This window comes from Egbenema bharatensis FJBBOT/2019, assembly GCF_048077055.1.
In the GTDB taxonomy this organism is placed as follows: Bacteria; Cyanobacteriota; Cyanobacteriia; order Elainellales; family Elainellaceae; genus Egbenema; species Egbenema bharatensis.
Map to the genome: position 1 here is coordinate 3,400,372 of NZ_CP182236.1, position 13,886 is coordinate 3,414,257.

The 13,886-nt window shown below is 50.4% G+C and carries 14 protein-coding genes; 8 read left to right on the top strand and 6 right to left on the bottom strand.

Features of this window, described 5'->3' with window-relative positions; all coding sequences use genetic code 11:
* The first annotated feature begins 24 nt into the window (after positions 1 to 24).
* The 5 genes from ACM1PF_RS15765 to ACM1PF_RS15785 all read left to right on the top strand — a co-directional run bounded on the left by ACM1PF_RS15765 (position 25) and on the right by ACM1PF_RS15785 (position 4,830).
* Positions 25 to 474: a response regulator gene (locus tag ACM1PF_RS15765; protein ID WP_416676249.1), complete on the top strand. Its 450-nt coding sequence runs from the start codon at positions 25 to 27 to the stop codon at positions 472 to 474.
* A 29-nt stretch (positions 475 to 503) separates the two neighbouring features.
* On the top strand, positions 504 to 1,634 hold the full coding sequence (locus ACM1PF_RS15770) for an ATP-binding response regulator (RefSeq protein WP_416676250.1): 1,131 nt from the start codon (positions 504 to 506) through the stop codon (positions 1,632 to 1,634).
* A 142-nt stretch (positions 1,635 to 1,776) separates the two neighbouring features.
* Complete coding sequence (locus ACM1PF_RS15775; protein ID WP_416676251.1) at positions 1,777 to 3,201, top strand: DICT sensory domain-containing protein; 1,425 nt, start codon at positions 1,777 to 1,779, stop codon at positions 3,199 to 3,201.
* A 28-nt stretch (positions 3,202 to 3,229) separates the two neighbouring features.
* Positions 3,230 to 3,871 carry a pentapeptide repeat-containing protein gene (locus ACM1PF_RS15780; RefSeq protein ID WP_416676252.1) on the top strand — a complete coding sequence of 214 codons (642 nt, stop codon included), beginning with the start codon at positions 3,230 to 3,232 and terminating at the stop codon, positions 3,869 to 3,871.
* A 35-nt stretch (positions 3,872 to 3,906) separates the two neighbouring features.
* Positions 3,907 to 4,830, top strand: coding sequence for a glutaminase (locus ACM1PF_RS15785; RefSeq protein ID WP_416676253.1), 924 nt, complete (start codon positions 3,907 to 3,909; stop codon positions 4,828 to 4,830).
* Positions 4,831 to 5,036: 206 nt separating this feature from the next.
* Here the strand turns inward: ACM1PF_RS15785 and ACM1PF_RS15790 are convergent, their stop codons facing one another.
* Entirely contained in the window at positions 5,037 to 5,363 is a 327-nt protein-coding gene (locus ACM1PF_RS15790; protein ID WP_416676254.1) for a DMT family transporter, read from the bottom strand.
* 211 nt (positions 5,364 to 5,574) lie between these two features.
* A complete protein-coding gene (locus tag ACM1PF_RS15795) occupies positions 5,575 to 5,790 on the bottom strand; it encodes a DUF4278 domain-containing protein (protein ID WP_416676255.1) in 216 nt (71 codons plus the stop codon).
* 285 nt (positions 5,791 to 6,075) lie between these two features.
* Between ACM1PF_RS15795 and ACM1PF_RS15800 the strand changes: the two genes are divergently transcribed.
* Together ACM1PF_RS15800 and ACM1PF_RS15805 are read left to right on the top strand one after the other, a co-directional pair.
* A complete protein-coding gene (locus tag ACM1PF_RS15800) occupies positions 6,076 to 8,187 on the top strand; it encodes an NB-ARC domain-containing protein (RefSeq protein WP_416676256.1) in 2,112 nt (703 codons plus the stop codon).
* A complete protein-coding gene (locus ACM1PF_RS15805; protein WP_416676257.1) occupies positions 8,112 to 9,629 on the top strand; it encodes a WD40 repeat domain-containing protein in 1,518 nt (505 codons plus the stop codon). The genes ACM1PF_RS15800 and ACM1PF_RS15805 overlap by 76 nt, the downstream gene beginning before the upstream one ends.
* A gap of 93 nt (positions 9,630 to 9,722) precedes the next feature.
* Here ACM1PF_RS15805 and ACM1PF_RS15810 read toward each other — a convergent pair whose 3' ends face one another.
* The 4 genes from ACM1PF_RS15810 to ACM1PF_RS15825 form a co-directional block, all read right to left on the bottom strand.
* Positions 9,723 to 11,141 (bottom strand): LuxR C-terminal-related transcriptional regulator, encoded by a 1,419-nt coding sequence (locus ACM1PF_RS15810; protein ID WP_416676258.1) that lies wholly within the window; start codon positions 11,139 to 11,141, stop codon positions 9,723 to 9,725.
* 301 nt (positions 11,142 to 11,442) lie between these two features.
* Positions 11,443 to 12,501, bottom strand: coding sequence for a photosystem II D2 protein (photosystem q(a) protein) (psbD, locus tag ACM1PF_RS15815; RefSeq protein WP_416668356.1), 1,059 nt, complete (start codon positions 12,499 to 12,501; stop codon positions 11,443 to 11,445).
* Positions 12,502 to 12,673: 172 nt separating this feature from the next.
* Positions 12,674 to 12,808 (bottom strand): hypothetical protein, encoded by a 135-nt coding sequence (locus ACM1PF_RS15820; RefSeq protein WP_416676259.1) that lies wholly within the window; start codon positions 12,806 to 12,808, stop codon positions 12,674 to 12,676.
* Between the two features lie 192 nt (positions 12,809 to 13,000).
* Positions 13,001 to 13,612 carry a PEP-CTERM sorting domain-containing protein gene (locus ACM1PF_RS15825; RefSeq protein ID WP_416676260.1) on the bottom strand — a complete coding sequence of 204 codons (612 nt, stop codon included), beginning with the start codon at positions 13,610 to 13,612 and terminating at the stop codon, positions 13,001 to 13,003.
* 131 nt (positions 13,613 to 13,743) lie between these two features.
* On the opposite strand from ACM1PF_RS15825, the gene ACM1PF_RS15830 reads away from it, so the two are divergent.
* The gene (locus ACM1PF_RS15830) at positions 13,744 to 13,872 is read left to right on the top strand and encodes a hypothetical protein (RefSeq protein ID WP_416676261.1); all 129 of its coding nucleotides are present in this window, start codon (positions 13,744 to 13,746) and stop codon (positions 13,870 to 13,872) included.
* Positions 13,873 to 13,886 lie beyond the last annotated feature (14 nt).

A 13,886-nucleotide genomic window follows, 5' to 3' on the forward strand; every position in this document is an offset into this window, starting at 1 on the left:
TTGAAGAGGCAGTAGCACCTATTGATGACCACCACAGCTCGAATTCTAGCCGTTGACCGCAATCAGCGTAATTTAGAACTATTGACGCAGTTTTTAAGCACGAAGGGGTTCCAACTTGTCACAATCAACGGTTTAGAGCAATTCGATCGCATCTTCACCACTGCCCCACCCATTCAAGCCGCCCTGATTGATATTTCAGGGTTTGATCGCCGCATTTGGACCCACTGCAAAGTCCTTTGCGATCGACAAATTCCATTTTTAATCCTGTCGTCATACTACAGTAGCCAGATTCAGCAGGTAAGTTTGGCGGCTGGAGCCTGTAGGATGTTGGTAAAACCTCTGGTCATCAGCGAATTAGTTGGATTGCTGCAACGTTTAGTTGAACCCCCGATCGCGGCATCTCCAATCATCGCACCGCAATCATTGAACCTCTCAATTACTGAACCGCCGATCCCCAGCCCCCCAACGGCATAGACCTGACTTAATGCTTACAAAAATCAGCCGTGAGCCGCATCCTATTACTGCTATCCCAACCCCAAAACCGTCGGCTGCTAGCAGACTGGTTGAGCCAACGCCATCAAGTGATTATTCCTGAGCTTACCGATATGGCCGATCCGCTTGATCCTGAAGCCAGAACCCTGGATCAGATCTGTACAGAGCCGTTTGATTTGGGGATTTTAGATGGATTTATGCTGATGCGGCTGGAGCAGGTGATTCAGGCCAAACGAGATGAAGTACAGCCCATCTTTCTGCCGTTTATTCTGGTGACGGCTCACCAGCGTGTAAAGCTGCTCACGGCGGAGGTGTGGCGAAGTGTAGATGATGTGATCCTGAGTCCGGTAGAAAAATTGGAATTACAGGCGCGGGTAGAGGTATTGCTACGATCGCGTCAACTTTCTCTCAGTTTGCAATCTGCCAACGATCGTCTGCTGGAATTGAACGATCTGAAAACCCGCTTCATTGGGATGGCTTCCCATGAGTTTCGGAATCCCATAACGGCGATCGTGGCTGCCGTCAGGCTACTGGAACTGGACGATCTGCCTGCCGATCGAAAGCAGCGTTTTCTGCAAATCATTGATGACTCTGCCAGGCGCATGACCCGCCTGCTGGATGATGTCCTGATCCTGACACGAGGAGAACTGTCCAGCAAACCATTTCGTCCGACTCTGGTTGATCTGGCTGATTTTTGTCAGAAGCTTGTCACCGAAGCCCAATTTTCAGCCGGGGAAACGCATCAGGTGCAATGGATCTCCTCGATCGATCAGTGCCCCGTCTATGCGGATACAGACCTGCTCCAGCACGTTTTGTCCAATCTGCTCTCCAATGCAATTAAATACTCACCCCAGGGGGGGACTGTTTCCCTATCGCTGGCGATTCAGGATCAATCCATTCAACTTCAGGTAAAAGATAGCGGCATTGGTATTCCCATTGCAGATCAGAAAAACCTGTTTGAATCCTTTCATCGGGCTGAAAATGTCGGTAAAATTCCCGGCACAGGTCTGGGACTGTCGATCGTCAAGCAGTGTGTTGAACTACACGGTGGGCAAATCTCAGTCTTGAGCCAACCTCAGCAAGGCACAACCTTTACAGTACTCATTCCGCTACAAACCCCCACGACAAACCCAGGAAATTGAGCATCAGCCGCCGTATGAAAGGGCGATCGGTAGCATTGACACTACTGCTCCGTGTCGAAGCATTTGGCGTTCGCCTCGATACCTTGTACGCTATACCCTATAGGCACTCATTTCGATTCCACTCATCGGCTAGGCAATAAGAATGCTTGACGGTTCTATTCTGCAAAAGCTGCAAGACGCACACCAACCGGAACAAACCGGAAAACCTGCCCTCAACTTTGGGGTGTACTACAAAAATACGCTGGTCGCCCTCTGTCATGCCCTGGAGGATGCCATCCTGACAGCAGATTATTCACCGTTGATGATTACAGCGTTTCAACGGGGAAAATGGTATCTGGAAGAGGCAGATCGATATGGAGAAATTGCTGAAAAGTCACGGCAGATTGCCATTATGGCGGCTCCCGAATCGGGATTTGCCGAACATCCCACCAGCCAAAAGCCAAATGTTGCCCTGGTCAACCTGACGGCAACGGATCCCGTCGCTCAGGAGTGGCACTTAATCATCCTATCGCCAGACTATACGGCAATGGTGCTATGTCAGGAACTTTCTGAATCAGATTATGGTGCATCAGGACAACCTGAACAGGATTTGGAGCGCAAATTTTATGGATTCTGGACGTTTGAACCGGATTTAGTTCTGGAAACGGCCAAACTGGCGATCGATCACATCCAGCCCTATGACCCTGATTTATCCCAACATTTGCTGAATCACTGGCAGGAAATCGCCGATCGCGCTCACTCGGAAACGGCAATGTGCGGCACACCGACTGCGGATCATCTGGGAAAAATTGCGGCATTAGTGGTAGATTATTTGCAAGTTAGCCACTTATCCGAGATCCCATCCCACCCCTCCCTGGATGCTAACCTCCTGTCAAATGAGTTGCAGGCATACCTACGAGTTGCACAGCTCATCGATCAAACTGACTTGAGCAACCCCAATGCTGCTGCCGAAGTCGCTACTCTGGCCGAAGCGATGGGGCAACTGCTAGACCTGCCTGCCTGGCAACTCCACCGTCTGCGTTTGGCTGGGTTGCTCCACCGTATCGCCTTTCTCCACAACACCGAAACCGTTCTGACGGGCAGCACACCCCGCTATCAGGAACAACCCAGTGTTCCCCTGACCTGCTCTCTCCTGCCAGGAATTCAGGTTTTGCGCCGGATGCCCCAACTCCGGGCGATCGCCACGATTTTGAGTCACCAATCAGAATGGTGGAATGGCAATGGCCAGCCCTCTGGGTTAGCGGGAGATGAAATTCCCGTAGAGTCGCGGATTCTGTCCCTGGTGACTGATTTCCAACAGCGGTTATCCAGCCGCCGCAATGCCTCTGCCACTGCTGATGCCCCGTCCCAGGATGATCTGGCTCAAGTTCTAAACGAATGTCGATCGCAGCAAGGTGAACGCTGGGATCCCAAACTCGTTGAAGCCTTAGGGTTACTTGTCGCTGCGATGCAGCAAGGCCTCAGCCTTTCCGTCGTTTTACCCAAAATTGCCTCTGGCTTGTGGATGCTAGACTCCAACGAAGAACTTCTCCTAGCCTACGAAGCCAACCTTACCCATCAACCTTAATCCCCCACTCCCTACTCCCCACTCCCTCATGGACATCGACGCAATCCGCACTGGAAAACTCAAGCATCTAACTGGAGCCGACCTGGAAGATGAAGATCTGTCCCAGGTCAACCTCAACCGCGTTAATTTGTCTGGAGCCAACCTGAACGGCGCAAATCTCAGTGCTGCCAGGCTGAATGGAGCCAGTTTGGATGGAGCCAGTTTGATGGGGTGTTGCTTGAGTCGAGCGGATGTTCGGGCGAACTTGCTGGGAGCCAACCTGATGCAGGCGGATCTATCGCAAGCCGATCTGCGGGGAGCCAATCTGCGGGGAGCCAACCTGATGCAGGCGAATTTGGTGAGAACCAGCCTGACGGGTGCCTTTTTGAGTGGAGCCAACCTGATGAACGTGAATCTGCAAGGGGTGGACTTGCGAGGGGCGGATTTACGAGGGGCGAATCTGACGCGGGCGAATTTAGGTGGGGCGAATCTGTCCCAGGCGGATCTGCAAGGTGCAATTTTAAGTGAGGCGAATCTGGAGGAAGCTGATCTGCGAAATGCAAATCTGGCGGGGGCGAGTCTGTCTGGCGCAAGCCTACTGTGTGCTGAGCTAGACGGAGCCAGTTTTGATGGCGCAATTCTCACTACAGCTTGTCTGAAAGGAACGATTTTGGATAAAGCAAACCCATGAAATATCCTTGAGGGGTTCCCTCTTCCCTTTGCCCTATGGCAGCACTTCAGTCCCTTCAAGATTTAACCCAATCCCAACTCGAAGATTGGGCGACCCAGGCGATCGCCTCTGCCGCTTCGGGTAAAGTGGCGCAACGGATTCCGCTACTGGCCAAGACCGATCCACGCTGGTTAGCCGTTGAAATTCATACCCAATCTGGACAGCGTTATGCCCTGGGCGAAACCGATCGCCTTTTTCCGTTAATGAGTGCCATCAAGCCATTTCTGTTGCTTTATTTGTTGGAAAAGTTTGGGCGAAAAACGGTCTTTCAGTGGGTGGGAATGATGCCATCTGACCAACCCTTCAACTCCCTCAACCAACTCACAAGCGATCGGGGAAGACCTCGGAATCCCATGATCAATAGCGGGGCAATTGTCCTGGCCGGGCGACTACCTGGCAAAACGGGAAGCGATCGCTGCCAGGCTCTATGTCATTGGTTAAATACTCAGGCAGGTTCTCAGCTTCACTTAGACAAAGCCATGCTGGACTCAGTGCGATCGGCTGGTCGGGAACCCAATCAAGCCCTCGTGCGTTACCTGGCTGAAACCGGATACTTAGCTCAACCGCAAGTGGCGATCGATACCTATGAACAAATCTGCTGTCTCTCAGGTTCAGTGACCGATCTATCTCGCCTAGGGAATTTACTCATTGATCCTTACGGCTCCATTGCGCCGCACCATCGCCAAACCGTGAATGCCATCATGCTGACCTGCGGACTCTACGAAGCTTCGCCGATTTACGCGGTCAACGTGGGATTACCAATGAAATCCGGCATCAGTGGAGCCTTACTTGCCGTTATTCCTCAACAGGGGACGATCGCCTGCTATAGCCCCGCCCTGGATAACGTGGGTAACCCGATCGCAGGACTGCACTTTGTCGAATCCCTGGCACGTCATTTACAACTGAGTTTGTTTATTTGATCGGGTTCTGAGCGATCGGCAGGATCGGCAGATATTTTTCCGGCAGGCAAGACTTCGGCGTGAGCTGAGTCGAACGCTGCCTGCGCGATGGAATTTGGCAGATATTTCTCTGGCAAGCAAGATGCCTGCGCTACGGAAATCGATCGGTTTGCATCAAGCGGTTTGCATCAATGGGGATAGACTCCTTCCCTTCTCCCCTTCCTCACCTAATTGCCCTGTGCCCCGCTGGCTATCAGACCAATGACTCCTATCGTTAGACAGAAAAGGGATAGGTTTTTGGTTAGCGTGACGGATTCGTGTAGCAGAGTAACGCCTAAAACCGAAATCGCCAGGATTGAAACCCCTGTCCACACGGGATAAGCAATGCTCATCTCAATTGTTCGCATCGCGATCGACAACCCTGTAAAGGACAAGGCATAGAAACAAACCATGAGGACAGAAGCCAGCAGGTTGGTAAAACCATGGGACTGTTTGGCGGCGATCGTTCCTGCAACTTCTGAAGCAATAGCAGCGATCAGCACAATCCAGCCCATTATCACGATTCTCCTACCATAGGGATCAATACCAATTAAATTGGCAGAAATTGCAAAGCCTGATCAGGGCGCACTGCTGTACGCCCCGACAGACGTTCTTTAACCAGTTCCCTGAACGAACAGAGTGAAGCGATCGGTTTGAACGGTTTTCTGAACGATTGAATGATTAAGTGAAGGAATGATAAGTGAAGGACTGAAAAACTAATCGGATCTAGCAAAAGCTCTGGGAAACGTAGAACGCACCCCGATATTTAAGGATCAGAGGGAATTGAGGGGGAAGGAGCAGTTTAAAGTTGGGAAGTTTCCAAATTGCGCCCCGATATTGTCCGAATCTGGGACGATCCGCAGCCTTTTCACTGATTGGCTTGAAATAGATCGGTTGATAGTCGTACTCAACTCCTCGGTAGCAAAGCTGAATGGTGTTCATAACTCCAAAACCTCAGTCATTTCGTATGTCCTATCTCAGGTATACGGCAGCAGACAGGGCGCGGATTTGGGTAAAAGTGGACTGAAGGTAAGGTAAAAGTGACTTAATTGTGCAGATTTTTTCGATTTGTCTTTACAATTAGGGTGCCGAGAAAGTGCAACGACAAGAGTAGCTGATTTCCTGAGTACCTGTTTTCCTTACAAGCTTGTTTTGGGACTCTGAAAACCATATCTGTCCAGAAAACCATATCTGTCCAGAGAATCTCGCTCCAGGAGTTATCAAACTATGACGGTCGAGGAAGCACTGGCGATCATAACGGCAGCATTGGCTCCAATGCAGTTAAACAAGCTGCAAGAAATCATTTTCCGTCAGTCCTGGCAGGGGCAATCTTATTTCAAAATTGCCAGAGAATCGGGGTATGGTGAGGACTACATTAAGGGTGTAGGGGCTGAACTGTGGCAGCTTTTATCTCAGACACTGGGTGCAAAAGTTAGCAAACATACGCTTCAATCCGTTCTGATCCAGTACGCCTATCGGGTGCAGCACAAACAACCATTATCCTCAGTTTCTTCACCGGAACCGTCGATCGCCCCGATCCGGGTGGACTGGAGTGAAGCGGTTGATGTCTCCATTTTTTATGGACGGACTCAGGAACTCACGGTTTTAACCCATTGGATTCTTCAGGAGCACTGTCGTTTGATTGCTTTGCTGGGAATGGGTGGCATCGGCAAAACGATGTTGGCAACCAAGTTGGGCGAACAAATTCAGGCAAAGTTTGACTTTGTGGTGTGGCGATCGCTGCGGGATGCCCCTGGAGTTGAAGAGATTCTGGCCAACCTGATTCGATTCTTTTCCCAACAGCAGGAAGTGGATCTACCGGATACTCTGGATGCTTTGATTACCTTGTTGTTGCACTATTTACATCAGCATCGCTGCTTGATCATTCTTGACAATGCAGAATCCATTTTGCGCGGTGGAGAACGGGCAGGACAATATCGTCAGGGTTTTGAGGGGTATGGAACACTGATTCGCCGAATGGGTGAATCCTCCCACCGCAGTTGCTTACTGTTGACTAGCCGAGAAAAACCGAAAGAAGTGTGCTTGTTCAGCGGCCCATCCCGACCCGTACGCGCATTTCAATTGATGGGACTCAACCCAGTGGATGGCCAAAAAATTTTACAGGCTGAAGGCATTTCGGGTTCTGAAATTGAACAGCAAGAATTATTAATTCGTTATGCAGGCAATCCGCTGGCGGTGAAGATTGCCGCAACGACCATTCAAGAGTTGTTCTGTGGCGATATTTCTAGCTTCCTGTCCCAGGGGATAGGAATTTTTGGTGATATCTGCGATCTGCTGGATCAGCAGTTTAAACGGTTAACCACATTAGGTCGATTAGTCCTGCATTGGCTGGCTATCAACCGTGAACCTGTGTCTCTGCCAGAATTACGGGAAGATATCCTGACTGCCATTACGCCCCAGAAGCTCTTAGAAACCCTGGAATCCCTGGAACGCCGATCGCTCCTGGAGAGAAGCCGGGCTGGATTCACTCTCCAAAATGTGGTGATGGAATATGTGACGAATCGATTAATTGAACAGGTAACTGAAGAGTTAAAAACCAGAGAAATTGGTTTATTAAATCGCTATGCTCTGATTAAGGCTACCGCAAAAGATTATGTTCGAGATGCTCAAATTCGTTTAATTCTTAAGCCGATCGCCAGTCAATTTGTCGAACATTTTATCCATATCGAACCGCAAGTACGAGCCTTGTTGCAAATAATTCAACATCAGCCTGAATTAGCGACGGGCTATGCCGCAGGGAACCTCTTAAATCTGCTTTGTTGTTGCCATAAAACAGTCGAAAACTACGATTTTTCCAACTTAACGCTGCGCCAGGTTTATTTGAATGGCATGAATCTGCACCACATCAACCTGGCACAATCCCATTTCGTCCATTCCGTTTTTTCTCATACGTTTGGAACCGTTTTATGTGTTGCCCTCAACCCCGATGGCACCATCCTGGCAACAGGAGATAGTAACGGTGAAGTTCGGCTTTGGCAAGCGGCAGATGGGCAACCGTTAGCAATTTACAAAGGGCATCGTAATTGGATCAGGGCGATCGCCTTCAGTCCCGATGGGCAAACGATCGCTAGCGGTAGTGATGACCAAACCATTTGCCTCTGGGATATCACAACCCATCGTTGTCTTCAGACGTTGCGGCGGCATACGGCCTGGGTGTGGTCAGTGGCCTTTAGCCCGGATGGTAAACGATTAGCCAGCGGAGATGATCAATCCATTCAGCTCTGGGATCTGGAAACTGGTCAATGTCTGCACGTTTTCGAAAAGAGGCAACCCCGGTTTGGTCGGTGGCCTTCAGCCCAGATGGTAAGACGCTGGTGAGCGGCAGTAGTGACCATCAAGTGCGGCTCTGGGATGTGGATACGTATCAGTGCCTGCATGTGTTTCAGGGGCATCGGAGTTGGGTACGCTCGGTGGCCTTTAGTCCGGATGGGCAAACGATCGCCAGTGGTGGTGATCAAACGGTGCGCCTCTGGGATGTGCAAAGTCGTCAATGTCTGCGAATTTTTCAGGGGCATACTGATCAGGTTTGGGCGATCGCCTTCAGTCCGGATGGGCAAACGATCGCTAGCGGCAGTGATGACCAAACCATCCGCATCTGGGATTTAAGCACTGATTCTTGCCTGCATATTCTCCAGGGACATACCAATCGCATCTGGTCGCTGGCCTTTAGTGCCAATGGCCAAACCTTTGCCAGCAGCAGTGACGATCAGACGGTGCGGTTGTGGAATGTTAAGAGTCGTCATTGTTTGCATACGCTGCAAGGCCATAGCCGCCAGGTTTGGTCGGTGGCTTTCAGTCCGGATGGGCAAACCTTAGTCAGCGGTAGTGATCAATCCCTTCGACTATGGGATGTTCAACATCGCCAGTGGTTACATTGCCTGGATGGTCATCGTAACCGCATCTGGTCGCTGGCCTTTAGCCCCGATGGGCAAACGATCGCTAGCGGCAGTGAAGATCAAACGGTGCGCCTCTGGGATACCCGTAGTCAGCAATGTTTCCATCGGTTTCAGTTCCCCAGTTGGATCTGGTCAGTTGCTTTTAGTCCGGATGGGCAATTGTTGGCAACCAGTGGTGAAAAGTCGGAAATTTTCCTGTGGGATCTGAATCACTATCGGTGCGTGAAGTCCCTCCAGGCTTCCAGTAATTGGGTGCGATCGATCGCTTTTCATCCGAATGGGCAATGGTTCGCCAATAGTGAAGATGAGGGCATTTGTCTATGGGATTTATCGACTCATCAGCGTCTTCATGGGTTTCGGGGACATACGCATCAGATTTGGGCAATCGCCTTTAGTGTCGATGGTCAACTGCTTGCAAGTGCCAGTGAAGATCGAACGGTAAGAATTTGGGATCTGAACACCCATCAATGTTTGCACACCTTTCGGGGGCATCAAAATCAGGTCTGGTCGGTGGCCTTTAGCCCCGATGTCCAAACGGTGGCCAGTGGCAGCGACGATCAAACGGTGAGAATTTGGGATCTCAAAACGGGACGGTGTTTGCATACGTTCGAGGAACATACCAACTGGGTGCGATCGGTGGCTTTTAGTCCCAATGGACGGATTCTTGCCAGTGCCAGTGCCGATGAAACCGTACGGCTGTGGGATGTGCAGTACGGTCGCAACCTGGAAACTTTGAGAACCCCCAAACCCTATGAAGGCACAAATATTACTGAGACAACCGGTTTAACCGCAGCTCAAACAGCATCACTCATTACTCTCGGAGCGATCTCCAACCCAGTGTCTACGCCCAAATTTCAGTCGTAAGAGCACATCCTCTTAGGACACATAGCATTGCCTTCCTGCCAGATACGTTATTTTTTCCCCTCTCCCTGCCGCATATCCCTAAAGCCCCCCTGTTCAGAGGATCCATCCCTTCACCGCAGACTGATAGATTGCCTGACAGCGAGTGCGCGCCCCTAACTTAGTCAGTACATTATTTAAATGAAATTTCACTGTGCGTTCACTAATGTGGAGTTGATGAGCAATATCTCGATCGCGCAACCCTTCAGCTAGAAGGCTTAGAATTTCCCGCTCTCGCTCAGACAGGACTGGGGATGTGTCTTCAGAATCCGCGAGTCCCCAGGATTCTCCCTGGAGAACTGTGTTGACTGCCTCACGCAGTTCGAGGGGTGTAATCCGCAAATTCACTTTGCCGACAATCCCCAAGGGTGGGGGCGTTCCGTCATCTACCCAGAGTACCTGGCGAGATGATTTAATCTGAGTCACATCATCCGTCAGCAGGGGAATCTCGGAACTGCCCATGCTGCAAACGTTTAAGCCTGCCTGATAGGCCAATTGGGTAAAGGCCGTTTGCAAAATGGGTTGAGCACAGTGAATTCGCAGCCACGCCGTTACATGACACCTGGGATAGGGAACTCGTAAGGCGACTTGAAACAACTTCTGGTTTGCTCCCGCTAACATTTGCAGCGTTCCACCGGAACAGGTCACACTTTGCAATACGCTACTAAACTGAGAGGCGACCCAATCCTGTACCGCTGGGTAGGATAGCTCTGGAGGAAAAATCATGGCTTCCAGGGCCACGTAGTCCAATTCATAGATTAATCGACAGTAGGTACAGTCCACTTCCGCCAGAACTTCAGCCATTTGCAGCAGAATGTAGGTGGTGGAGGTCGATAGGGGATGTTCTGTCCCAACCAGGCTGAGGCGCGTCCGAATCAGTATTTCTGCCAGGCGATCGGACAGGGGCGGAACCGTATAAGCGGTTCGGTGAGAAAGCTGAATTTGCTGCTGATGGAGTAGGGCATTCTCCAGGGCGATCGCCAGCGTGGTACAGAGTCCTTGCAAGACTTCCAAAAATTCTGGGGTCAGCGGATGATGACTGAACACAGCCATTACTCCGGTTACGGTATCTCCGATCGCCAGAGGATAGCCCGCAAACCCAGTAATATTGTGGTCGATCGCCCACTGCCGATCTTTCACCCAGGGTTCATCTGGCAGATGATTACTCAAGAAGGGAATGCGGTTTTGGGCAATTTTTCCTACTTTAAAGGAACCGACAGGAACCCTGGCAAAAAAGCCATCGGTGCGGGTGTAGATGCCGGAGGAAGCCACTAACCGCAAAGAAGTTTGATCGGGTTCCATCAACCAGATCCGGGCAAAGGCACAGTCAAATTGCTCAATTAAACCATCGGTTGCTCGTTTGGCAATCTCATCTGGATCAAGGCAACCATTTAAACGCTGCACCACTGCGCTGACTCGCTGCAAGTCAACCAGCAGCCGCATGGAATCCAACAACTGAGTAACGGGTTCTGACACGGCTTCGGCTGAATTAACGAACGACTGCTCTTATTGAGGGGCGATCGAGGAATAATGCTCTGTATCTTCGATAACAATTCCCTTTAACGTTATAGCGATTTTCCGGCAAACTAGCTACGCAGTCCCAGGTGACATCAGCACAGATTTAGCCCATTCAACCTATCCGTACAACGCGAGTCATGCCAGATTCTGCAAAATCTCATCATTAAAAAAGCTCCCACCCGGTGGCAGGAGCTATACAAGCTGTACAAGCTATAGCAATGTGCTAAAAGCGAAATGTGCTAAAAGCAAATCGCCCGAATTACAGTGCGTTACCCCGAGGCAGTACCTCTTCAGGGAATACAAAGTTTTCGTGAGGCTGATCTTGAGGAGCTAACCAGGCACGGATGCCCTCATTCAGCAGAATGTTCTTGGTGTAGAACGTTTCAAACTCAGGGTCTTCGGCGGCACGAATCTCCTGCGACACAAAGTCATACGCCCGCAGGTTCAACGCCAAACCGACAATCCCGACCGCACTCATCCACAAGCCCGTCACCGGCACAAACAACATGAAGAAGTGCAGCCACCGCTTGTTCGAGAACGCAATCCCAAAAATCTGAGACCAGAAGCGGTTTGCCGTCACCATCGAGTAGGTTTCTTCTGACTGGGTCGGCTCAAAGGCACGGAAGGTGTTGGAACCCTCGCCATCCTCAAACAGCGTGTTCTCTACCGTCGCACCATGAATCGCACACAGCAGCGCACCACCGAGGACTCCTGCCACGCCCATCATGTGGAACGGGTTCAAAGTCCAGTTGTGGAATCCTTGCAAGAACAGCAAAAACCGGAAAATCGCTGCTACCCCAAAGCTGGGAGCAAAGAACCAGCCAGACTGTCCCAATGGGTACATCAAAAACACGCTGACAAACACTGCAATCGGCGCACTAAAGGCGATCGCGTTGTAAGGACGAATGCCGACGAGTCGAGCGATCTCAAACTGCCGCAGCATGAAGCCAATCAGGGCAAAAGCACCGTGGAGGGCAACAAACGTCCACAGTCCGCCGAGTTGACACCAGCGGGTGAAGTCCCACTGGGCTTCGGGGCCCCACAAAAACAGTAGGGAGTGTCCCAGAGCGTTGGGAGGGGTGGAAACGGCAACGGTAAGGAAGTTGCACCCTTCCAGGTAGGAAGAGGCAATCCCGTGGGTGTACCAGGAAGTAACGAAGGTGGTGCCGGTGAGCCAGCCGCCGAGCGCAAGGTACGCGCAGGGGAACAGGAGTAAACCGGACCAGCCGATGAAGACGAATCGGTCGCGCTTGAGCCAGTCATCGAGGACATCAAACCATCCTCGATTGGCTTGCGCTCGTCCCATTGCTATGGTCATAGCGCAGATCTCCAAAAAGTTATGATCAATGAGTTCGCCCGTTCTACCACTGACGCTTGCCATTATTCGGCAAAAAACGCAATGGAATGTGAACAGAGTTTACTTTTCTTTACTGTTCATTCATTATACAGATTTCATTCTAGTTTTTTAATCCCTGATCCATTGGTATCGATCAAGTAATTGCCTTCAAATCCTCTAGCAGCATGGTTTGTAAAGATTTATTTTTAATCTGCGATCGCCAGGAAATTAAGGAAATGTACAGAATTGTAGCCTCTGTAACCGTATCTAGCTGAGTATATTTGCTCATTTTCTTAAAGTTTTGCGACCCTAGAGCTAGAGAAACAGGGCATGTCCTATTAACGAATGCCTGGAGCAAAACGGTTGCAATAAAAAACTCCGCCCTGAGGACGGAGAGCAGACTTGATACTAAGGATTGCCTGATGATGGTCGTTCAAACAGGTTGAAATTCAATTGCTTCTACGGGAACCCACGACTTGACTTACGCTTTTTTCTTTCTCAATACACCCAGACCGCCGATCGCCACCATTCCCAGAGCAGCCATCATGCCGGGTTCTGGAACCTCTACATTGTTGTTGTCTTTGGGCGCAACATTCGCAATGAAGATGGAGGCATGAGAAAGATCTCTCGCGTTGCCTTTGCCATTGACCGAAACGCCTAAGGTGTCAAAGGTGCCACTGGTGATGGGAGTGCTGCCATCGAAGAGGTAGGCACTGTAGGCATTACCTGCTTTAAAGCTAATGACGAAAGGCTGGGTAATGGCATTTAGCAGTTGCCAAGTTCCGCTGGTCTGATTATTGGAGGCAGTAAAGCTGTTGTTGCCATCATCAGATTTGCCAAACAGGCTCCACTGTGCGGTGCCAACATAGCTGCTGAATAGCCCACCGTTGAGGTCAGCGAGCAGGGTAGAACTTGCGCCAGTGTCATTTCCGGTGAATGATCCGGCACAAGCGGTGGCAGATCCAAACCCGTTAGCCGTGACGGAACCATTACTACAGGACAGCGAAGCCGCAGAGGCACTCATGGCAGAGAGGGAGAGGGCGCTAATTGCAATCAACGATGCACTGAACAAATGCCTTTTCATACGATTCATACCTTGAGGAGAATGGAACAACGGGCACTAACAGGTGCACAGGTATTTCCGTTGAATGCAGTTCAAGCAATCTCAACAGGAAAACACTGCAAAAAGGCGTTAGTGTCTATGTATAGAAAGTAACCAAAATTTTGCCGAAATCTATAAGTGTTAATACTGAGTTTGCACCAAGTTATTGCAATGATCATCAGCATGAAGATTTGCTGAAGGGCGCGATCGCCCTGAACTGTCGAATTGAATGGCTGGTGAATGGCTGGTGAATGGCTGATGAATG

What these genes read in the sequence shown, in the direction of transcription:
- ACM1PF_RS15765 (WP_416676249.1), top strand. Translation starts at nt 25, where the DNA reads ATGACCACCACAGCTCGAATTCTAGCCGTTGACCGCAATCAGCGTAAT.
- ACM1PF_RS15775 (WP_416676251.1), top strand. Translation starts at nt 1,777, where the DNA reads ATGCTTGACGGTTCTATTCTGCAAAAGCTGCAAGACGCACACCAACCG.
- ACM1PF_RS15780 (WP_416676252.1), top strand. Translation starts at nt 3,230, where the DNA reads ATGGACATCGACGCAATCCGCACTGGAAAACTCAAGCATCTAACTGGA.
- ACM1PF_RS15785 (WP_416676253.1), top strand. Translation starts at nt 3,907, where the DNA reads ATGGCAGCACTTCAGTCCCTTCAAGATTTAACCCAATCCCAACTCGAA.
- ACM1PF_RS15790 (WP_416676254.1), bottom strand. Translation starts at nt 5,363, where the DNA reads ATGGGCTGGATTGTGCTGATCGCTGCTATTGCTTCAGAAGTTGCAGGA.
- ACM1PF_RS15795 (WP_416676255.1), bottom strand. Translation starts at nt 5,790, where the DNA reads ATGAACACCATTCAGCTTTGCTACCGAGGAGTTGAGTACGACTATCAA.
- ACM1PF_RS15800 (WP_416676256.1), top strand. Translation starts at nt 6,076, where the DNA reads ATGACGGTCGAGGAAGCACTGGCGATCATAACGGCAGCATTGGCTCCA.
- ACM1PF_RS15805 (WP_416676257.1), top strand. Translation starts at nt 8,112, where the DNA reads ATGTCTGCACGTTTTCGAAAAGAGGCAACCCCGGTTTGGTCGGTGGCC.
- psbD (WP_416668356.1), bottom strand. Translation starts at nt 12,501, where the DNA reads ATGACCATAGCAATGGGACGAGCGCAAGCCAATCGAGGATGGTTTGAT.
- ACM1PF_RS15820 (WP_416676259.1), bottom strand. Translation starts at nt 12,808, where the DNA reads ATGAGCAAATATACTCAGCTAGATACGGTTACAGAGGCTACAATTCTG.
- ACM1PF_RS15825 (WP_416676260.1), bottom strand. Translation starts at nt 13,612, where the DNA reads ATGAATCGTATGAAAAGGCATTTGTTCAGTGCATCGTTGATTGCAATT.